General features: G+C 44.7%; 24 protein-coding genes. 13 read left to right on the forward strand and 11 right to left on the reverse strand.

Going from position 1 to position 20,069, the window contains the following annotated elements:
* Window positions 1-66: 66 nt before the first annotated feature.
* Window positions 67-486: a hypothetical protein gene (locus tag G6N79_RS06920; RefSeq protein WP_146060642.1), complete on the forward strand. Its 420-nt coding sequence runs from the start codon at window positions 67-69 to the stop codon at window positions 484-486.
* Window positions 487-545: 59 nt separating this feature from the next.
* On the opposite strand, the gene G6N79_RS06925 is transcribed toward G6N79_RS06920, so the two are convergent.
* From G6N79_RS06925 to G6N79_RS06935, 3 genes are all read right to left on the reverse strand, one after another.
* Complete coding sequence (locus G6N79_RS06925) at window positions 546-1,391, reverse strand: TraB/GumN family protein (RefSeq protein ID WP_103906949.1); 846 nt, start codon at window positions 1,389-1,391, stop codon at window positions 546-548.
* 158 nt (window positions 1,392-1,549) lie between these two features.
* Entirely contained in the window at window positions 1,550-2,173 is a 624-nt protein-coding gene (locus G6N79_RS06930) for an SIR2 family protein (RefSeq protein WP_103906950.1), read from the reverse strand.
* 183 nt (window positions 2,174-2,356) lie between these two features.
* Complete coding sequence (locus G6N79_RS06935; RefSeq protein ID WP_103906951.1) at window positions 2,357-4,219, reverse strand: CocE/NonD family hydrolase; 1,863 nt, start codon at window positions 4,217-4,219, stop codon at window positions 2,357-2,359.
* Between the two features lie 73 nt (window positions 4,220-4,292).
* Between G6N79_RS06935 and G6N79_RS06940 the strand changes: the two genes are divergently transcribed.
* From G6N79_RS06940 to G6N79_RS06960, 5 genes are all read left to right on the forward strand, one after another.
* Window positions 4,293-4,790, forward strand: a complete 498-nt coding sequence (locus G6N79_RS06940) for a DinB family protein (RefSeq protein ID WP_200818814.1) — start codon at window positions 4,293-4,295, stop codon at window positions 4,788-4,790.
* Window positions 4,791-4,944: 154 nt separating this feature from the next.
* A complete protein-coding gene (locus G6N79_RS06945; RefSeq protein WP_103906952.1) occupies window positions 4,945-5,451 on the forward strand; it encodes an RNA polymerase sigma factor in 507 nt (168 codons plus the stop codon).
* Window positions 5,429-6,082, forward strand: coding sequence for a hypothetical protein (locus tag G6N79_RS06950; RefSeq protein WP_103906953.1), 654 nt, complete (start codon window positions 5,429-5,431; stop codon window positions 6,080-6,082). Before G6N79_RS06945 ends, G6N79_RS06950 begins: the two co-directional genes overlap by 23 nt.
* A 4-nt stretch (window positions 6,083-6,086) precedes the next feature.
* The gene (locus G6N79_RS06955; protein ID WP_234993222.1) at window positions 6,087-6,566 is read left to right on the forward strand and encodes a DUF4252 domain-containing protein; all 480 of its coding nucleotides are present in this window, start codon (window positions 6,087-6,089) and stop codon (window positions 6,564-6,566) included.
* 25 nt (window positions 6,567-6,591) lie between these two features.
* Window positions 6,592-7,161 carry a DUF4252 domain-containing protein gene (locus G6N79_RS06960; RefSeq protein WP_103906954.1) on the forward strand — a complete coding sequence of 190 codons (570 nt, stop codon included), beginning with the start codon at window positions 6,592-6,594 and terminating at the stop codon, window positions 7,159-7,161.
* Window positions 7,162-7,242: 81 nt separating this feature from the next.
* Here G6N79_RS06960 and sucD read toward each other — a convergent pair whose 3' ends face one another.
* Together sucD and G6N79_RS06970 are read right to left on the reverse strand one after the other, a co-directional pair.
* Window positions 7,243-8,115, reverse strand: a complete 873-nt coding sequence (sucD, locus tag G6N79_RS06965; protein WP_103906955.1) for a succinate--CoA ligase subunit alpha — start codon at window positions 8,113-8,115, stop codon at window positions 7,243-7,245.
* Window positions 8,116-8,188: 73 nt separating this feature from the next.
* A complete protein-coding gene (locus G6N79_RS06970; protein ID WP_103906956.1) occupies window positions 8,189-8,728 on the reverse strand; it encodes an RNA methyltransferase in 540 nt (179 codons plus the stop codon).
* Between the two features lie 118 nt (window positions 8,729-8,846).
* Here G6N79_RS06970 and rpsT point away from each other — a divergent pair, with 118 nt between their 5' ends.
* Entirely contained in the window at window positions 8,847-9,101 is a 255-nt protein-coding gene (rpsT, locus tag G6N79_RS06975) for a 30S ribosomal protein S20 (protein ID WP_093098462.1), read from the forward strand.
* A 285-nt stretch (window positions 9,102-9,386) separates the two neighbouring features.
* Here rpsT and G6N79_RS06980 read toward each other — a convergent pair whose 3' ends face one another.
* Both G6N79_RS06980 and G6N79_RS06985 read right to left on the reverse strand, forming a co-directional pair.
* Window positions 9,387-10,241, reverse strand: coding sequence for a 3-keto-disaccharide hydrolase (locus G6N79_RS06980; protein WP_103907129.1), 855 nt, complete (start codon window positions 10,239-10,241; stop codon window positions 9,387-9,389).
* 10 nt (window positions 10,242-10,251) lie between these two features.
* A complete protein-coding gene (locus tag G6N79_RS06985) occupies window positions 10,252-11,031 on the reverse strand; it encodes an AraC family transcriptional regulator (protein WP_234993223.1) in 780 nt (259 codons plus the stop codon).
* A gap of 387 nt (window positions 11,032-11,418) precedes the next feature.
* Here G6N79_RS06985 and G6N79_RS06990 point away from each other — a divergent pair, with 387 nt between their 5' ends.
* Window positions 11,419-12,909, forward strand: coding sequence for a succinate CoA transferase (locus G6N79_RS06990; protein ID WP_103906958.1), 1,491 nt, complete (start codon window positions 11,419-11,421; stop codon window positions 12,907-12,909).
* 113 nt (window positions 12,910-13,022) lie between these two features.
* Here G6N79_RS06990 and G6N79_RS06995 read toward each other — a convergent pair whose 3' ends face one another.
* From G6N79_RS06995 to G6N79_RS07010, 4 genes are all read right to left on the reverse strand, one after another.
* Window positions 13,023-13,610 (reverse strand): porin family protein, encoded by a 588-nt coding sequence (locus G6N79_RS06995; protein ID WP_103906959.1) that lies wholly within the window; start codon window positions 13,608-13,610, stop codon window positions 13,023-13,025.
* Window positions 13,611-13,742: 132 nt separating this feature from the next.
* Window positions 13,743-14,696 (reverse strand): glycerophosphodiester phosphodiesterase family protein, encoded by a 954-nt coding sequence (locus G6N79_RS07000; RefSeq protein WP_103906960.1) that lies wholly within the window; start codon window positions 14,694-14,696, stop codon window positions 13,743-13,745.
* Between the two features lie 6 nt (window positions 14,697-14,702).
* Window positions 14,703-15,209 (reverse strand): shikimate kinase, encoded by a 507-nt coding sequence (locus tag G6N79_RS07005; RefSeq protein ID WP_103906961.1) that lies wholly within the window; start codon window positions 15,207-15,209, stop codon window positions 14,703-14,705.
* Entirely contained in the window at window positions 15,209-16,414 is a 1,206-nt protein-coding gene (locus G6N79_RS07010) for a BT_3928 family protein (protein ID WP_103906962.1), read from the reverse strand. The genes G6N79_RS07005 and G6N79_RS07010 overlap by 1 nt, the downstream gene beginning before the upstream one ends.
* 227 nt (window positions 16,415-16,641) lie before the next feature.
* On the opposite strand from G6N79_RS07010, the gene G6N79_RS07015 reads away from it, so the two are divergent.
* From G6N79_RS07015 to cysM, 5 genes are read left to right on the forward strand one after another with little or no spacing between them, the layout of a single operon-like run.
* Window positions 16,642-17,169 carry a DUF4269 domain-containing protein gene (locus G6N79_RS07015; RefSeq protein WP_103906963.1) on the forward strand — a complete coding sequence of 176 codons (528 nt, stop codon included), beginning with the start codon at window positions 16,642-16,644 and terminating at the stop codon, window positions 17,167-17,169.
* Between the two features lie 6 nt (window positions 17,170-17,175).
* Entirely contained in the window at window positions 17,176-17,961 is a 786-nt protein-coding gene (locus tag G6N79_RS07020) for a HipA family kinase (protein ID WP_103906964.1), read from the forward strand.
* Window positions 17,951-18,334: a DUF3037 domain-containing protein gene (locus tag G6N79_RS07025; RefSeq protein ID WP_103906965.1), complete on the forward strand. Its 384-nt coding sequence runs from the start codon at window positions 17,951-17,953 to the stop codon at window positions 18,332-18,334. The genes G6N79_RS07020 and G6N79_RS07025 overlap by 11 nt, the downstream gene beginning before the upstream one ends.
* 26 nt (window positions 18,335-18,360) lie before the next feature.
* Complete coding sequence (locus tag G6N79_RS07030) at window positions 18,361-19,170, forward strand: serine O-acetyltransferase (protein WP_103906966.1); 810 nt, start codon at window positions 18,361-18,363, stop codon at window positions 19,168-19,170.
* Complete coding sequence (gene cysM / locus G6N79_RS07035) at window positions 19,170-20,042, forward strand: cysteine synthase CysM (protein ID WP_103906967.1); 873 nt, start codon at window positions 19,170-19,172, stop codon at window positions 20,040-20,042. The genes G6N79_RS07030 and cysM overlap by 1 nt, the downstream gene beginning before the upstream one ends.
* Window positions 20,043-20,069: the final 27 nt, after the last annotated feature.

A 20,069-nucleotide genomic window follows, 5' to 3' on the forward strand; every position in this document is an offset into this window, starting at 1 on the left:
TAAATGTTTTAATGTTCTTGGTTCGGGGTAGATATCGATCAGGCAGTCGGAAAGAATTATATCCTAATGGATTTCGGGATAACATATTTTCATGTGAGTACCGATATGTTGTATGAAGATTGGACGAAGATTTCTTCCCTTAAAGCGGCAGATCTCGATAATCACCTTTATGTGAATGGAATTGGTTATGGTAAAAGGTTCTTGATTCTGGTGGAATCTGCATCCTCGGAACAGGAACTTAAAAATATCATCGAAAGATTTTTCTTCGATAAACCCATTACAGCTACTGATAAAACTATCCTCGCCAACTCTTCTTTCCATGCGCTGACCTTCGGAAAGGATGCAATTGCTCCAGACAAAGAAAATCCAGTCAAGGCTTATGTCGACTACCTAAAGAAGCCATTTACCAAAGAGGATTACGGCACACCGGTCTATATGGTTCTTTTCGATTTAGAGAATCAACTGTACTACAATGAGATCAAATAAAAAATCCCCCGTTGTTCTGCTTGTAGTCAACGAGGGATTTTATGTATAAAAATGTTATTTTAATTCAAGATCGGTGTTAAAGTATACCCTTTGTCCTTGAGCAATTGTAGGATGCCGTTCTTTCCCATAAGGTGTGCTGCACCAACCGCGAAGAACATACTGTTGTTCTTCATCATGTCCGGCATTTTGGTCATCCATTCTTTGTTTCTATTGGTCAACATCATGGCTTCTTTTTCAGGCGTCATCGTTGAAGTTTTTGCCAACCACTCTTCCAGAGCGGCAGGTTTCTGCCCAAAATATGCTTGAACCAGGTGCTTTGTCTGCGATTTTACGCTGTCGATTTGTAGCACGTAATTGTAAAGGTCTTCTGCCTTAAAGAATTCATTCATCATATTGATTTGGAATTCGACAGTTTCCAGCTCATCTACCGGCTTACCGGCTGCACCTTCCAACTTCTTCAATTCCAATTCCATCATTTTAAAATCCGTAGGGTTAGCACATTCAAAACCCTGAATGGAAAGAATGGACAGTAACATCGCAGGTCCTACCTTATCCAACATAGCGGAATTGAGGTTACGTGTCATCAGCACGCTGTCAATAACTTTCTTTTTCTCTGGTGCCAAACCATCAAAGAAACCTGGAACAGGACCCATATTGGCCTGCATAGCTTTCAGGGTTTCCGGATTTTCCGCATCGATCTCAAATGCAATCCGATCACTGGTTTTCAGGGCTTCGTTGACTTTATTCTCAATCTTGAAATCCTGGCCACAAGCCATATGTAAAGTCCCGAAAACATACGAATCCTTCGTTAATCCGTTACCTGATACTTTCCACAAGAACGTGTCCTGAGCAAATAGAGCCACCGACATGCATAATGCGATAGCAGTAAGAAATAGTTTTTTCATAGTTGTTTAGTCTTGATATATAGTTAGTCGCTGTTTTGTTGTATATGTTACAGAATTTTGTTAAAAAAAGATATTAGCCTTCCATAGCGCAGTTTTCGTCTATTTTCTGGTTGATTTTGATCGGCTGAATTTCCAGTTGAAATCTATACCACGTACACCTAATAATCACGCACCTCCATATGCACCTGTGCAATACCGGATTTATCCCAGAATATTTTCCCGCAGTTATCACAATGGGATTGCGCAAGCTTCATTGTCGAATCCTTATACCGCAATTCCCATACATTTTTACAGGAGCAGTCAGGGCAGGTCACGGTGAACATCGTTCTGCTGGGTAAGTCATCGAGGGACTTGAATACCCAATTGGATGAAATTATCCTTCGGAGCCTATGCGCATCTTTTCTGCTGACCAATATGATTGAACAGGCATCATCACTTAAATTAAGCAAGAGCATGGCGACTTGGTACGCGTCCAAAACTTTCCGGTAGGAAAGGAGAGTATATGGTATAGTTTCAGGGCGATCATTTTTCAGTAAAGATTCTCCACTTCGAATGATCTCTTCCCAGGCTTCATCTTCCGGTTCGACTTGAAACTTTTCCCTAAGACGGACATGTAAAAATTGATGGAATTTTTCTTTGTCAAACTTTCCTTCGAGGTAATGCGTCACGTGATTTTCAAGCAAGTAAGCATAGAGTTCCTTATCCGTGCACAGCAAATTGAAGTTGACCTGGTTAAGCTCCTTCTCAGATAAGACCTTGGTTAGGAAAGTCTTGAAGTTCATCGAAATAATTGTTGGTTTGTGTAATTATAACGAAAAAATATATTTCCTTATTGTAGGTTATGTTGTGAAAATATGTTGTTCATGAAAAATTTGCTCTTAACGGAAACCGTCCGTAAGAAGGCCCAATTTCAGGGATCAACGTACGGACGGCATATCAGTTCCCGAACGGGAATAATGTTATGGTTATAGCTGGCTAAACGTCAGTTTACTCGGGTGTGCCTTGTCAAAATACAAACGGTGTGTATTTTTGATAAAGTCTTCTTTCTTGGCTTTAAAGATATCCATAAACTGGTTTGGATTTCTATCGACCAAAGGGAACCAGGTATGTTGGATCTGCACCATCACCCGATGTCCCTTTTTGAAGGTGTGTGCCACATCAGGAAGGGTAACCTTTACCGGGGTAATTTCATTCGGTGTAAATGCTTCAGGCTTACTGAAGGAATTACGGAATTTTCCACGAAGCACATCTCCACGCACCAACATCTGATAATTCGGCATCACAATTTTTTCATCGATAGCTGAAGTGGCAGAACTGGAATCCGGATATACATCGATTACTTTAACGATGAAATCAGCATCCGTTCCCGTCATGGAAACATGCAGATCGGCCATTATGGGGCCAACCATGGTTAAGTCCTCCGGTAGAGGGTCTGTTTCAAAAACCAGGACATCTGGTCGATTGGCAACGAAGCGTTGATCGGCAATCATATATTCCCGCGTGCGGTCCACAATGGTACCTTCCTGGAAGGGCACGGGTTTGTTCGGATCGCTCGTATACTCCACGTGCGAATCGGTTCCATCCTGCGGGGCATCACAAAGTCGGCCTTCAGCTGATAGGTAGAAAGACTTTTCTTTTACATTTTTAACTGGCCAAGCATCAAATGAGGTCCACTCGTTAGATCCCGTGATAAAAACTGTTGCTTCGGCTGGATCGAATTTTCCTTCTCCTTTGAGATAATATTCAAAGAAAGGCAATTCGAAACGCTGTTGGTACTCGAGGCTAGTTTTCTGACCGAAGCGGATATCACCGAAGGAATCACCTTCGGATCGAACCCATCCGCCATGGTACCAAGGTCCCATAACCAGGATGGAGTTGTTTTTCTTGTTGCGCTGTTCAATTTGTTTGTAGGTTTCGAATGCGCCATAGGTATCTTCCGCATCGAAGAGTCCTCCCACCACCATAACAGCTGGTTTTACGGCATTGAGGTGTTCGGTGATGGTTCTGGCCATCCAAAAGGTATCACGCGTGGTGTGCTTCTCCAAATTGTTCCAGAATTTCACGGTGTGGGATAGATAATCGTTCTTCAAGCCGGAAAGGGTAGGATTGTCCATAAAGAATTTATAGAGATCCTTGGAAGGGAGAGTAAATCCTTTTGGGCCTTCCTCGTTGGTAATCGGTTTTGGCCGTGGTGCATCAAAGATATACATGAAACGGAATGCATCGGTCAAGAACAGTGCTCCGCCATGGCGAAAATCATCGCCGATGAACCAGTCGGTTACCGGTGCCTGCGGCGAAACGGCTTTCAATGCAGGATGGCTGTCGATTAGACTGGCGGTAGAATAGAATCCTGGGTAGGAAATACCATACATGCCCACTTTACCGTTGTTGTTTTTCAGGTTCTTTACCAACCAGTCGATGGTGTCATACGTATCTGTGCTTTCGTCGATTTTATGGCCATTCTCCTTCGTTTTGGTCGGGCGGATATCGTCAAAGGTACCCTCACTCATCCACTTCCCGCGTACATCCTGATAGACAAAAATATATCCTTTTTTCATCATTTCGGGGAAATTTCCCAAGCTCTGTTTGAACTTGTCGGCACCATAGGGTGCCACGGTGTATGGCGTACGATTCAACAGGATCGGATAGCTTTTTGATTTATCCTTTGGCATATAGATCGAGGTAAATAGACGTGTTCCGTCGCGCATGGTAATATACTGTTCGATCTTGTCATAATTTGCCTTTACATAATCGGCATTGTCCTGTTGGGCCCAACTTTGCATCATCGCAAAAAAGAAGAGGAGGCAAAGGGTAAGTAATTTTTTCATTTGTTAGGTTTTTTGCTAGATTAACTTTACTAAAGTTAGGCTTTTTACTTAATTTAGAACAACAAATTTATACATGATGAGCATAAAAGAAGGATTTTTAGTGGAGTTGGAAAGAGAGACCAACAACACGAAAAGAATATTGGACCGTCTAAAGGATGAAGATCTGAATTTCAAACCACACGAGAAATCGATGGCCCTTGGTGAGCTCGCGGGCCATGTGGTGGAATTGCACAACTGGGTTTCTGGCGCATTGACAAGAAACGACTTTAACCTTGCGACAGATTATACGCCTTTCCGTCCGAGTACGGTTGCCGAACTGAAATCAGCCTTAGAGGAAGGCTACAAAAAAAATGAGCAGACCCTGGATCAATTTCCGGAAGAAGAATGGTTTACCAAATGGACCATGCGCGTAGATAATTATGTGATCGGTGAAATGCCGAAATTAGGTGCTTTGCGCTTTGTGATTACAAATCACCTGATCCATCACCGTGGGCAATTGGTGGTTTATCTTCGTTTGTTGGATATCCCGGTACCGGGACTGTACGGTCCTTCCGCAGACGAACAGAAGTAGTCTTTACATTTTAAAAAATATAAGGGCAAGCCAAACAGGGTTTGCCTTTTTTATTCTTTGATTTTTAAGTACTTGTGCATGAATTGGAATAATTTTTCAATTTTCATGTAATACATTGGGCAGTGAATCTGTCTTGTTAATAAATAGCGATAGAATGATGAACCAAGAAACCTTTAAAGCCACGGTATTTGTCCTGAAGGACAAGCTTTACCGTTTTGCGAATCGGTTTTTGGAACATCAGGAAGACGCTTACGATCTGGTGCAGGAGGTGATGCTTAAACTGTGGGAGCAGCGGGGTCAATTGACACAGTTGAAGAGCGTGGAGGGGTTTGCGATGCAGATGGTCAGGAATATGGCATACAACCGGATCGATCGGTTGGGAAGGCAGGCGAAATACCTGAGTCAGTTGCCGCCTGACATACAGCGTGAGGAGTATCCCTCGCTCACCCGGGAGCTGGTGCTGAAGATGATCGATGCACTCCCGGAAAAGCAAAGGCTCGTCATGTACCTCCGCGATATCGAAGAATATGAAGTCGCCGATATTGCCGAACTGACGAATCTGGAGGAAAATGCCGTGCGGGTCAACCTTTCCAGAGCTAGAAATACCGTAAAAGTAAACTTGACTAAAGTTTTTGACTATGAAAAACGAAGAATTGGATAAGCTGAAAGCAAAATACTGGGCAGGAAAAACCAGTATAGCAGAGGAGCGCAGGTTGAAGGAGCTGGAAGCTGATGCCTACTTCGGCATGCTCCAAAAACCGGATAGCAAGATGGACTGGGATTTCGATGACTTTATGCAGGATCTTCCGGAAGAAGAACTTGCGCAGCCAAAGGATAAGGTGCGGACCCTGCCGGGAAGGATGATAGCCCTGTTGGCAATTGCCGCTTCGCTGATCTTGGGATTCTTCCTCCTCCGGCCTCAAAATGGTGCTGAAAGCGATTTGAACACCGCTAGAATCGCACAAGCACAGCCACAAATCGAACCTTTGGATGTGCAAATGCCCAAACAAGAGGTCGCCGCGAATCGCTTAATGCACGAAACCGAAACTGAACAACCTGTTGTACCGCCGGCCCAGAGGATATCCCGTGCACCTAAGCAAAAGGTCTCAACACAACCAGTGGCTCAACAGCCCGAAGAAAATGAGTTTTACGTGGAAATTAACGGCGAACGGATCTACGATGAAGAAAAGGCGCTGGAGGTGACCGAAACGGCTCTGCACTTGGCGACTTCCAACCTGAGGAAGGGTATGGAAGGTGTCGAAAACATCAAGTATTTAACAATAGAAATCTAAAGAAATGAAAAGTATGAAAATGTTCATGTTGATAATTGGCCTCCTAATGGCCAGCATGGCACAGGCACAGATCTCGAAACTGGACCAGATTTTCGAGCAATACAAAGAGCAGAAGGGGGTTACTTCCATTAAGATCGGAAAGCCGATGTTCAAGATGCTCAATAAGATGAAACTGAATGATCACGATATCGAAACCATTAAACCGCTTTTGGGGAAAATTAACTCTATCAAGATGCTGATTTTCGAAGATGGTGGGACTTCGATCAAGGATCAGGTTAGTACGGCCATTGGCAGGCTCAATTACGAAGAGCTCATGGTTGTCAATTCCGATGGCAATAAAATCAAATTCCTCGCCGAAAAGGTTGATGGAGATTTTATAGACAATCTATTGCTGAGCATTACTTCCGATACCGATACGCTATTCCTGATCTTGGATGGGTCACTGAAATATGATGATATCAATAACCTTGTACAAACGAACTAATTCTTTAACCAATAAATAGAACCTTATGAAACGTTACATTGGATTACTACTCATAGCACTAAGTGTTTTCAGCTTACAGAGCTGCATGATCAAGCGTGGAGCGAATATGGATTTTGCCAAGGGGACCCATTTGGCCAAGGAAGCAGAAGTTGTTTCGATACGTGTGCCGGGGATCCTGATGAAGGCCTTTATTCGGAGTGAAATCAAAGAGCTACGGGAAGATGACCCAGCCTTGGCGATGGCGCTGAAGAAAATTAAGAAATTGAAATTTATGGCCGTATCTGGTGGTGGAAAGTCTGGCCTGCACAACAAATTCAATCAGTATCTAGCCGATAACAACTTCGAGGAATTAATGAGCCTGTACAGCGACGGATCTAAGATTTCGATCAACACCCGCACCAAGGGTGATCGCATCAAGCAAATTATGCTCGGGATTACGGATGAGGATGATCATGTCTTTGTAGATGTAAAATCAGATATCGATCTCAATGAGCTGAATGAATTGATTGCTCACTATGAGGAAGTGCAGGAAAAGAAATCACAGGAAAAAAGCACCGAACAATTGGAGGCGGAAGTTGTTGCAGGTGCGCATTGATTGGAAATAATTGTTAAACATATATAAAAAAGAAAGCCTGACTCGCTCGAGTCAGGCTTCTGTATTTTTAGCGCTTTCGAATTATTTAGCTAATTCTTCAGCCATTGCTTTTCCGATTTCAGCAGGGGATTCCACAACGCGGATTCCGCACTCGCGCATGATTGCCATTTTCGCAGCAGCTGTATCATCAGCACCACCAACGATTGCACCAGCGTGGCCCATACGGCGTCCCGGAGGCGCTGTTTGTCCGGCGATGAAACCAACAACTGGTTTCGTGCCGTTTTCTTTGATCCAACGTGCAGCTTCTGCTTCCATGCCACCACCGATTTCACCGATCATGATGATACCTTTGGTTTCTGGGTCGTTCATCAACAACTCAACAGCTTCTTTTGTCGTTGTACCGATAATAGGGTCTCCACCGATACCGATTGCCGTTGTGATACCTAATCCAGCTTTCACTGTTTGGTCAACCGCTTCGTACGTTAAAGTACCTGATTTGGAAACGACACCTACGCTACCTTTTTTGAAGATAAATCCTGGCATGATACCGATTTTTGCTTCTTCTGCCGTGATGATACCTGGACAGTTAGGACCGATTAAACGAGAGTTTTTGTCGCTCAAGTAAGATTTTACTTGAATCATGTCTTTAGTTGGGATACCTTCAGTGATACAAACGATCAACGCAATACCTGCCGCAGCAGCTTCCATGATCGCGTCAGCAGCAAATGCTGGCGGAACAAAAATAATAGATACATTCGCACCGGTAGCATCAACCGCATCTTGAACAGTGTTGAATACTGGGCGATCTAAGTGTGATTGTCCTCCTTTTCCTGGAGTAACACCACCTACTACGTTTGTACCGTACTCAATCATCTGAGATGCATGATAAGTACCTTCGTTTCCGGTAAAACCTTGAACGATTACTTTGGAATCTTTATTTACTAATACACTCATTTTTTCTTATTTTTTGCAACGCAAATCTACTATTTTGATATGACTTCTAAAAATCAGAGACGTAGGTATTTTGTTATTTTTTAATAAACTTTGTTTTGTTTACCAAATCCCACAAAACAATGCCCATTGTTACGGAAACATTAAAGGAGTGCTTGGTGCCAAATTGCGGGATTTCTAGCGTAAGATCCGACGCCGCTATAACGTCCTCATCTACGCCATGGACTTCATTTCCGAATACCAATGCATATTTCTTGCTGCTGTCCGGTTGGAAGGTTTCCAAGGATACACTGTTGCTGGTCTGCTCCACACTGATGATTTCATAGCCTTCCTCCTTCAACTGGGCAATCGCTTCGACACTATCCTTTACATGGCTCCAGGCCACGGATTGGGTAGCGCCAAGGGCAGTTTTCTCAATCTCCCGGTGTGGGGGTGTTGCAGTAATGCCACAGAGAACAATCTTTTCGATGGCAAAGGCATCACCTGTCCGAAAAGAGGAACCTACGTTGTGCATGCTGCGTACGTTGTCCAGAACCAACGCAATCGGCGTTTTATCCTGCGTTTTGAAAGTTTCTACATCAACTCGGTTCAGTTGATCCATCGATAATTTCTGCATATGCAAAGATAAACAATTCGAAATATTAAAAATGTTTTTGAATATTGGTTTTTGTATGTTATTTTTGCAGTCCGAAATTAAGAACAAAAAAGATTTAAAATTATTATAGCTAAGAGAAATGGCAAATCATAAATCGTCGATCAAAAGAATTAGAGCAAACGCTGCGAAGCGTCTAAGAAACCGTTACCAAGCGAAAACTACACGTAACGCAATCAAGAAATTACGTAACACTACTTCTGCGGAAGAAGCTAAAGAATTATTGCCACGCGTGGTATCTATGCTTGATCGTCTTGCAAAGAAGAACGTTATCCACAAGAAAAAAGCGTCTAACAACAAGTCTAAATTGACTAAATTCGTTAACAAGTTAGCGTAAGTTTAGCTTTTTCCTGAAAATATGTAGGGGATGTTTTTTAACATCCCCTTTCTTGTTTGGTGTCCAGTCATCTTATGTTCGCTCGACTAGTTTCTTTGGAATTATATTCCAATCCAGGTTTAAAGATGTAGATGAACATGGAATGGTTACCAACGAAATTGCCCCGATGCTTACGCTGCAGGTGCATTGACGCAACCTGAACCGTAATCATCGGGGCAATACTATTTAATCTCTTATTTATGGAAGTGGGAGCGAAAGTGAATTACTGGCTAACCACTTTGGGGATTATCTCTTCAAAATGGTATTCACCACCTCAGTCAATTTCCCTTCATTTTCTTTGTACGCCGATAGGTCGTATAATTCCACCTTCCTGAAATCGATCGGATGGCTTTCACTCTGCAGGTAGATGTAACCTTCCTTCAGCAGTTTGCCATCTTCTTTTTGCTTCGGATCTACGGGGCCAACATTTGCTCCGCCAATCTGCGGTTTATTATATTCCAGTACCACTTCACCTTCTACTATATGTTGGATCAAGGAATCTCCCAGCACCAGGAAATCCGCGGTTACCCATTGGTCGCCATGGTAGGTCTTCGATTTTGAACTTAGGCAGTGTGGGGTGAAGAGTTTATCCTTAATCACCACATTCGTGCCCGGTGTACATAAATTGGATGTCGTACGTTCATTCTTGCCATCTCCGCCCAACAACTGGCCCTCAATGGAAATCGGGAAATCCTGATCCTTTAACATGGTCTTGGGATCCTGTCCATGCAACATGGCTCCGCTATTGCTCCAAGCCCAGCCTTCACCACCCTTGGTCTGTTCGCCGACAAAGCGGTACTCCAAGCGGAGGATATAATAGCCGTAAGGCTTATTGAATGCCAAGTGACCATATTGTTGATTGAAATCATCATAACCATCATAACGCACCTTCAGGAGCCCATCCTCCACACGGAAAGTGTTTGCATAGTTGTCGCCTACCTCGTGCAAGCGGATCTTTGGCGTCCAGTCCTTGATATCCTTCCCATTGAACAGTTGGATCGGCTTGGGCGCTTCAGGCGCTTTAGTAGCGACCTGTGAAGTTGCAGAGCACGAGAATAAGGTGCCTAGGATGAGTGTGGCAATTGCTGATTTGATTTTCATATACATAGGTTTAGAGAAGTAAATTACGGTTCTTAACATATTCACTCGGGCGGACTCCGATCACTTTGTTAAAGGTGTTGCTAAACGTTGGTAGGCTATTGTACCCTACCCGTAACGCCACCTCGTTCACACTTAGCTTATCGTCAAGCAACAGTTTCAGGGAAGTCAGCATCCGCAATATGGTGAAGTATTGGATGTAGGACATGGCCAATTCTTTTTGGAATAACCGTGCCAATGTCCGTTCAGAAATATCGAAATGCTCTGCCAAGCTCTTGAAACTGATGTTCTCGGCGATGTTCTGCTCGAGGTAGGTGATAATCTGTTTCAGTTTTTCATTCTTCGGATACGGGAGAGCCAAAGGCAATTCCGTTTGGGAAAGCTCCGGCAGGATCAGTTTAAATGCTTTCGCAATGGAATAGCGCGGTTCTTCCTCCGGGAAAATATTGCCGTTCCAGCGGTTGGTGAACATAATCAGTTCGATCAATAGATCGTTCACCGGGTAGATGTTCACTTTATCGAAGAATGCCGTATCGGTACTGTATTTCGGGAAGTACAGATTTCGCATCACGACCTCTGGACTGCTGGGGTGGATACTGTGCTTGACATGTGGAGGAATCCAAATGTAATGCCTTGCAGGTAAAAAATACGATTTCTCTGCCGTTTTCAGGAAGACCACACCGCCCTCAGTATATAGGAATTGGCCCTTTTCATGTGAATGCTCGGTGACAGATTCGCCCATCACAGCATGATGACAGTAGATACTGTTGGCATACGTATCTACCTCTGTCATATAATATTTGTCAATATATTCCTTTTGCATTCAGATTAAGGAGTTAATGAGGCATAAATTTCCTGTTTTTTATTGATAAAAGCAAAGACTACAGGGGCATAACAAGCATTTATTAGCCTGTTCAAACCTTTATTTTTCCCATTCAGGCTAAATTTTCCAATTACCTCATATCAAGAGTAGGGATAAACTGGTTTAATCTCTTAAATTTACTGTGGATATTTTCCTGGAGAGGGGATGGTGCTGGATTTGAAGTGGAAACGGGATGTAAGTAACCGGTTACTTTTATTTTTGGGGTAAAAAGTAACTGGCGATTATGGATAATTTATTAACTAAAATATTGATTAATATTGCCCACTCTCTTTAGGAGATTTAAAATTTGATATCGTTATGATGGACAGAATACGCCTAGAAAGACTTAAGGAAAAAGTAATGACTGCCGAAGAGGCGGTGAAGTTGATTGAAGATGGCATGGTAGTAGGCTCCAGTGGATTTACCAAGGCTGGAGATAGCAAGGTGGTCCTTCCGGCACTTGCGGACTACGCAAAACAGGAAAATATAAAGATTACCCTGATGAGTGGGGCTTCCCTGGGTCATGGTACCGATGGGAAATTGGCTGAAGCCGGTGCGCTGAAGAAAAGGATGCCTTTTCAGGTCGACCCTATTCTAAGGAGCAAAATAAACAGCGGCGAAGTATTGTTTATCGATCAGCACCTGAGCGAGAGTGCTGAATTGCTGCACAACAAAAACCTTCCAGATGTAGATATTGCCGTGCTGGAGGTCGCTTACATCGACCGCGATGGCAGTATTGTTCCGACGACCTCCGTTGGTAATTCTGTAACCTTTGCCGCCTTAGCGAAAAAGGTGATCCTGGAGATCAATACCTCCGTACATGAAAATGTGTATGGGATCCATGATATCTATCAAGCGGAAGATTATCCACATCGGAATGTAATTCCTATCGTAGCGCCTTGGAATAAAATCGGACGTAAAACCATCCCGTTGAATCCGGATAAGGTTGCAGCGATCGTCTTTACGAACGTACAGGATAGCCCGGCCGATATTGCACCTCCTGATGAGAAAACTACGAATATTGCGAAGCACATCTTGCATTTCTTCGAAGAAGAGGTGCGATTGGGTCACTTGTCAGATCGTTTGTTGCCTATACAGGCGGGTATCGGAAAGGTTGCGAATGCGGTTCTAACAGGTTTCCTGCACAGTAATTTTTATGACCTGACCATGTTCTCCGAAGTACTTCAGGATTCGGCCTTTGACCTTATGGACGCCGGTAAATTGAGCTTCGCTTCGGCGTCTTCAGTAACCGTCTCTAAGGAATGCTATGACGGGGTCTTCAACAACCTGCAGCAATATAGGGATCGCTTTGTCCTGCGTCCACAGAACATTTCCAATACGCCGGGACTTATCCGTCGTTTGGGTATTATCGCGATCAATACAGCGATTGAGTTTGATATCTATGGAAATGTCAATTCCACCCACATTGGGGGAACCAAGATCATGAACGGTATCGGCGGTTCCGGCGACTTCGCCAGAAATGCCTATTTAAGTATCTTCGTGACCCAGGCGGCATCCAAGGACAATAAGATTTCACATATCCTTCCGATGGTTTCCCATACCGACCATACGGAACATGATGTCGATATTTTGGTTACCGATATCGGTCTGGCGGATCTACGAGGTTTGGCACCACGCGAACGTGCGCAGAAGATCATCGATAATTGTGTGCATCCGGACTACCGCGGGGAGCTGCAATCCTATTTCGACCGTGCCTGCGAACGTGGCGGCCATACACCACATCTGTTGGAGGAAGCATTCAGTTGGCATATTCGTTTCAATGAAACGGGGAGCATGAAAAAAGCTTAATATTTATTTTTCTTATTTAAATTGCAAAAAGCTTAGGGGTGACCCTAAGCTTTTTTTATGCGAAAGGGCTATCTTCCTTTCGGAAAATAGCCCTTTACAGATCGAATATAAAATTATCTATTTCTTCCTGGCAAGTAGATCTGGAAACCTACGGCCACACCCAATCCCGATTGTTTATCAGATTGTGCGTTGATGTTCGCTTTGGAATAGTTGTAACCCGCTGTTACTTCCAACGCTACTGTTTGCGTAATGAAGTGTGCATAACCGGCATTTAAACCTAAGTTTAATGCCACATCGTCACCGGCAGAACTACCACCGATACCGATATCGCCCTGTCCGAAGAAACGGCCCGTTGCACTCGCTCCTCCTGGGAAGTAATAACGTACGAATGGTGCAATACCATATCCCCATACATTATCGGCGTCTGCATCCGATGTCCTAAATCCCAAATTCGCCTGTGCACCGATCGCGACACCATCCGAGATAAAATATCCCGCTCTTGGGTTCACCTGGATATTGAAAGATTCAGATTCAAAGCTATAACCTAAACTTCCAATGGATCCACCAACCATCCAGTTGCCCTGTTTGATAGGCTCCATACCAACATCTGCTGAGGATTGCGGCACGGTATTGATTTGTTGAGCTGAACTATACGTTAAGCAGCCTGCTGTTAAAGCTAAAGTTAGTAGTAAATTTTTCATGTTATTTCTTGTTTATTATTTGAATAACAAAAAAACCTTAAAAATGTTTCATTTTTAACATATTATATAGACGAAAAACCCCAAGATCCGATGACGGTTTGGGGTTGTAAATGATTTTATTTTCGTATTCCGCTAATGGATATACGGAGACGTAATATTGCGTTTCTGAATATAGAAGTCCAATGCTTTCTGCGCTTCAAACGGTCTATCGGTAGATAGGATATCAGCGCCATTCACGATATAATCTGCATAGACTTGGTAGCCGGCACGCTCGGCAGCACGGTCCAAGTTACCAATCGTGCCGAGAATGGATTTTATGCCATGCTGGCGCAACAGCGAATAGGTAGAGGAATCGGGTTGCCGTGTTCCTACAAATGCAACTAAGCGATTGTCCGGGATGCCAAGGTCATTCAGGCGGGTCAGGTCATCCGATTTCCTGATGGAAGCTGAGATCATCAGATCCGGAGCCAGCTTATTGACAACTTCTGCCTGGTTTGCGGAATAGGTAATAATGATGCTATTTGATTCTGCTTTGGTTTTGCGGATGGCCTCGATTACTTTTTCGTAAGTTACAGATTTCTTGACGTCCAACGTATAGATCACACGTCCGATTCCCCAAGTTAGGGCTTCTTCGAGCGTAGGGATCTTATAACGCGTTTCTTCGCCATCGATATCTTTCAGGTGTAATTCCAATAATTCAGCGTAGGTCTTTTTTGATAACTTTCCTTTCCCTGTTGTCGTCCGATCCAACGTCTCATCATGCATTAGGACAAGGACGGAATCTTTGGTCATGGCGATATCACATTCGATGATCGCTGGCATCTTACTGGCAACTTCAGCAAATGTCTGAATGGCATTCTCGGGAAATCCTTTACCTGGACCGCCTCGGTGCGCACTGACCAAAGGGTAGGAGCCTTCCGCATAGGTCAGGAATTCGTACAGTTCATCCACAGTCTTTAATTTAAAGACCTCATCCACCTGAGGAACCTCTTCTACGGCATTGCCCGTACTGGTTCGGAAACAGGAAAAACTGAGGATGCTCCCGAACAATAGCAATAAGCAGGAGATGGAAATGTTTTTATTCATGGAATATTATCTTTTTAATAAGTTCACCAATTCTTCGAGTGGGGTGTTGATCTGGTCGACGATGATGCTGGAACGTTCATAAAATGGTGCCCGTTCTGCCAGTTTGGTTTCAATGAAAGCCAAAAGGTCGTCACCGGTCATTCCCTTGAGCCCTGGTCTTTTGTTGACATCTGAATTGCTCAACCGGTTCCAGAGCGATTTGGGGCTGTGCTTCAGGTAAAGGACGGTACCATGCTCGAGTAGCCAATCCATATTGTCGAAATAGCAAGGGGTCCCACCTCCAGTGGAGATAACGCCTGTTTTTCCGAGCTGTTGCTGCATAATTTCGCGCTCTACCGTGCGAAAGCGATCCTCGCCGTGCAGGGCAAAGTATTCCGGGATACTCATCCCGATGTGCTTCACGATCTCGTGGTCCAGATCAAGAAAGGGAAGTCCCATGGCGTTCGCCAGTTTCTTACCCCAAGTTGTCTTTCCACTCCCCATAAAGCCAACAAGAAAAATCGGTCGCTCCATTACTGTACCTTATCTAGATAGGTGTTGATCAATTCGTGCTTGCTCGGGAAATTGTATGCCGACCACTTCTTTACCACGGTGCCATTCAGCATCAATACAAGCCCTGGATTGGAGCGTACCATGCTCTTTAAAGGAACGGCATCCACGTAGAAAGTTTCCAGGACCAAGTCCATCTGGTCGTTCAGGTAATTCACCTCATCGGCAGACGATGCGGTCGCGAGGATGGCGCGTAAGTTATAGTCCGCCGAAAGATCTCTGATGGTGGAGTTGATCCGATCCAATGCCGCCAGATCCAATGGTGACATCTTTTTCAGGTCGGTACTCACTACGATGAAGTTGTAATATGGGTTTTCAATGATTTCCTGCGTGCGGTCTGTGCCGTCCATATCGGTAATGATCAAATCTGGGATCTTCAGCTCAAATCCTTTCTTTACCAATTTTGATTTAGGCTCACCGACCACTTCCCAATTTTCATCTTCCCAAAGTTTTTGACCCATGTATTCCTTATCGGTAACCGTTTTGGTTTCATTGGTCGTTTTATTCTTTAATTCATAGATGTGCTCATAAACATCAGGCTGTGCACCTTCAGGAACTTTCATGAGCTCAGGAAGGTTATTTCCCTCCTTGTACGGAAGGAAATCGATAAAAGGTAAGAAGTAGTACGTGTAGATCCCAATTCCAAAGGAGGCAATGATTATGAACGTCGCCAATAAGTTGAGCGTGAAGGCGCTCTTGATCCATGGACGGATTTCAGCACGTTTCACGAAAATATACACGATCAAAACCAGCAGCACAAGATCCTTCAGGAACGATTGCCAAGGGGTCAGCGGAATGGCATCGCCAAAACAACCACATGATTTTACGACCTCAAAGAATGCGGAATAGAAAGTCAGGAAAGTGAAGAAAATGATCAACAGCAGCAATCCCCAGGCTACTTTCCGACCCGCGATGCCCAAAATCAATAATCCGCCGAGAATAATTTCTACAGCACAGAGGAAAATGGCAATCCATGTCGCATAATCATGTAGGAAACCCAAATTCAGGACATGGAAATATTCCTGCAACTTATAACCAAAACCCATCGGGTCATTGGCTTTAATCAATCCGGAAAATATAAATAATAAGCCGACGAAAAGGCGTGCAAGCCATAATAAAATATTGGTCTGAGGTGGTTTCGTCTGTGAATAGGCTGTGGTATACGTCATAATCGTGTATTTAGGGGCAACGGCAGGCAAGTACAGTATGTTTTGATCATTGGGTAACCCTAGCTAAACATCCTGTTGTTTCCTGAGGTTGCATCCATAAATTTTATAAATGCATTATTGATAGTGAGAAACAAATATAACGAGAATATCACGAATCTCATGGTCACATTCATGTACAATTTTACCGTGACAACAATTTTTTGTAGCGATAAGTTTAACTTTGAAGAATGCATCTACCGAACTTTGAAGATATTGCTTACCTGCAATCTGGATCGCCCCTACAGCAACAAGCCTATGCCATCCTTCGGGACTTCAGGGTAATGGAGATTCTCCAAGATTTTAACCCCATCCTCATCGGTACGATACCCTTGGATATTGCCATCGCCAACAGCGATCTGGATATTGCCTGCGAGGTATATGATCTGCAGCTGTTCGCAGACCATGTGGCAAAACACTTTGCCAGATTCAATGCCTACCAATTTAATAGAAAATGGATTCGTGAGAAAGAGGTAGGAATTGTTAACTTTATCCTGATGGGAATCCCGGTGGAGCTGTATGGAGAGGGGAGACCAGTTCCGGAGCAATACGGATACCGGCACCTGGTGGTGGAGGCCAAACTCCTGGCATCGGGTGGGGAAGGATTGAAACGGGAAGTCATCCGCTTAAAGGAACAAGGGTTAAAGACCGAACCTGCTTTCGCGCAGGCACTGAACTTGGAGGGTGATCCCTATGAAAACATTTTATTGTTAGTATAGATACACATGGAAATCAAAAAGCCGGAGATTAGAGAGGTGCATATCATGCGGTACCTGCAGCCCTTTCGGGAAGGTGGATCCTTGCCTGGACTGGTGGATGCCGATGACGGATTCAGTTATGTCATCAAATTCCGCGGTGCCGGTCAAGGGAAGAAGGCCCTTGTTGCCGAATTTATTGGTGGCGAGTTAGCACGGTTCATGGGACTCCGGGTTCCGGAGATGGTATATGCGGAACTTGATGAAGGTTTCGGCCGCACTGAACCGGATGAGGAGATTCAGGATTTGCTCAAATTCTCCGTAGGGAAGAATCTTGGGGTCAGTTTTCTGAACGGTGCGATTACTTTTGATGCCAATGTGGATGAGATAGCAGCGGAAGAGGCCTCGAAGATCGTGTGGCTGGATGCCCTGTTGATGAATGTGGACCGCACGGTGAAGAATACCAATATGTTGATCTGGCATCGGGAGCTCTGGCTCATCGATCATGGTGCCGCACTCTATTTTCACCACAATTGGGACAATTGGGAAGATACCGTGGGGAAACCTTTCGTGCAGATCAAAGATCATGTGCTTCTGAAGAACGCCACGGAGGTGGAGCAGGTGGATGCCGCCTATAAAGGGTTGTTCACGCGGGAAAACATTGCCAAGGTATTGGAGGCCATTCCTGATGAGTGGTTGATCGACGAGGTGAGAAATCTCGGTGCGGACGAGGTCCGATCGGTTTACGTGGAATTTTTGGCAAGAAGGGCAGCGCATTCGGAAATTTTTGTAAAACAGATTCAAGATGCACGATAGGACCTTATATGAATTTGCCGTCGTGCGGTTGGTGCCACGGGTGGAACGCGAAGAGTTCGTGAATGTGGGCGTGCTTTTATATTGCCGCAAGCAACGGTATGCAGATTTGCTGTATGTGCTGGATGAACAGCGTTGCGGATTGCTAGCGAAGGATATTGACTTTGATCAGATCCGAGCGCATCTGGAGTCAATGAAGCAGGTCTGTTTGGGAACAAAAGCCGGCGGGGCATTGGCACAGCTCGATCAAACAGAGCGGTTCCGGTGGTTGACGGCTAAACGCAGTACCCTGATCCAATGCTCAGCTGTGCATCCCGGGTTATGTATGGATGCCAAAGAAACCCATCAGGAATTATTCGAAAAATTTGTGCTTTAATCATAGCCATCCTAAACCGGAAGAAAATGAACGAATTCTATAAACATATATACGATAAACAAAAAGCCGTGCAGGATATGCCCAGCAATAAGGCAATTGCACAATGGGCTATCAATGTGCTACACCTGCTTTTTCCCGAACGGAACTCCAAGTCCTTTGGCTCCGTGGAAGAAATTGCCACCGCCTTTCAGGCTTCTGAAACGGAACTCTACGATCTGATGTTGAAGACCAAAGCATGTTCCACCTGTGACATCAAGAATGTGGCCAAGCAATTTTTTGTGCAACTGCCAACGATTTACAGGACAATGCTGACCGATGCGCAGGCCATTTTGGACGGTGACCCCGCCGCAAAGAGCATGAATGAGGTCATCCGCACCTATCCAGGATTTTTGGCAATTTGCATCTTCCGACTTGCCCATGAGCTATGGGAGCAGGAAATTCCGCTGATCCCTCGGATCTTAACGGAATATGCGCACTCCAAGACGGGTATCGATATCCACCCGGGTGCTTTTATCGATGAATACCTTCATATCGACCACGGAACGGGAATCGTGATCGGGGAGACGTGCCGGATAGGGAAACATGTAAAACTTTATCAAGGAGTCACTCTTGGCGCGTTGAGCGTAGAAAAGAACATGGCCAATACGCAGCGGCATCCGATCATTGAGGATCACGTGATCATCTATGCAGGAGCCACTATCCTGGGTGGAGAAACGGTTGTCGGACATCACTCCACCATTGGCGGAAATGTTTGGCTCACCAGCTCCATTGCTCCGTATACCACGGTATACCACCAACCGAATTCAAAATTTATAGACGCAAAACCACTCGCATAATGGGAAATATAATCGATACTATAGGCAATACGCCGCTCGTGGAAATCACGGGTTTTCATGATAACCCCCGTGTCCAGATCTTTGCTAAATTGGAAGGCAATAACCCAGGAGGATCGGTAAAGGACCGTGCGGCGCTGAATATGATCCGCTCCGCAATGGAACGTGGTGAAATAACGAAGGAAACAAAGCTGATCGAAGCAACCAGTGGAAATACGGGAATCGCGCTGGCGATGATTGCCAGTATGTTCGGCCTACAGATCGAGTTGGTCATGCCTTCAACTTCCACCCGTGAAAGAACATTGACGATGGAAGCTTTCGGCGCCAAAGTAACCTTACTGGACAATATGGAAGTAAGCCGGGATTATGCCGAAGAAAAGGCCGCCACAGGAGATTACTACATCCTAAATCAATTTGCGAACCCCGACAATTATAAAGCACACATCAAAACGACAGGCCCGGAAATTTGGCGGGATACGGAAGGGAAGATTACGCATTTCGTAAGTGCAATGGGTACAACAGGGACTATCATGGGCTGCTCAATGTACCTAAAGGAACAGAATCCTGAAATCCAGATCGTGGGCTGCCAGCCGACACCGGACTCATCCATTCCAGGAATCCGCCGATGGCCGGAGGAATACCTGCCGAAGATCTTTGACCCCGCGCGGGTGGACCGTGTGATCGATATTGATCAAGCCGATGCCACTTCCCGTACCCGAGAATTGGCGCGTAAGGCTGGCGTATTTGCGGGCATGAGTTCCGGCGGAGCTTTTCATGCTGCGGTGCAGGTGGCCAATGAAATTGAAGAAGGCTGCATCGTTTTTATCGTTTGCGACCGCGGAGATCGCTACCTCAGTTCCGATCTATTCGGTTAGATAGACCTACAGAACTTTATAAAAAAG

The sequence above is a fragment of the Sphingobacterium lactis genome, from assembly GCF_011046555.1.
GTDB classification, from domain to species: Bacteria; Bacteroidota; Bacteroidia; order Sphingobacteriales; family Sphingobacteriaceae; genus Sphingobacterium; species Sphingobacterium lactis.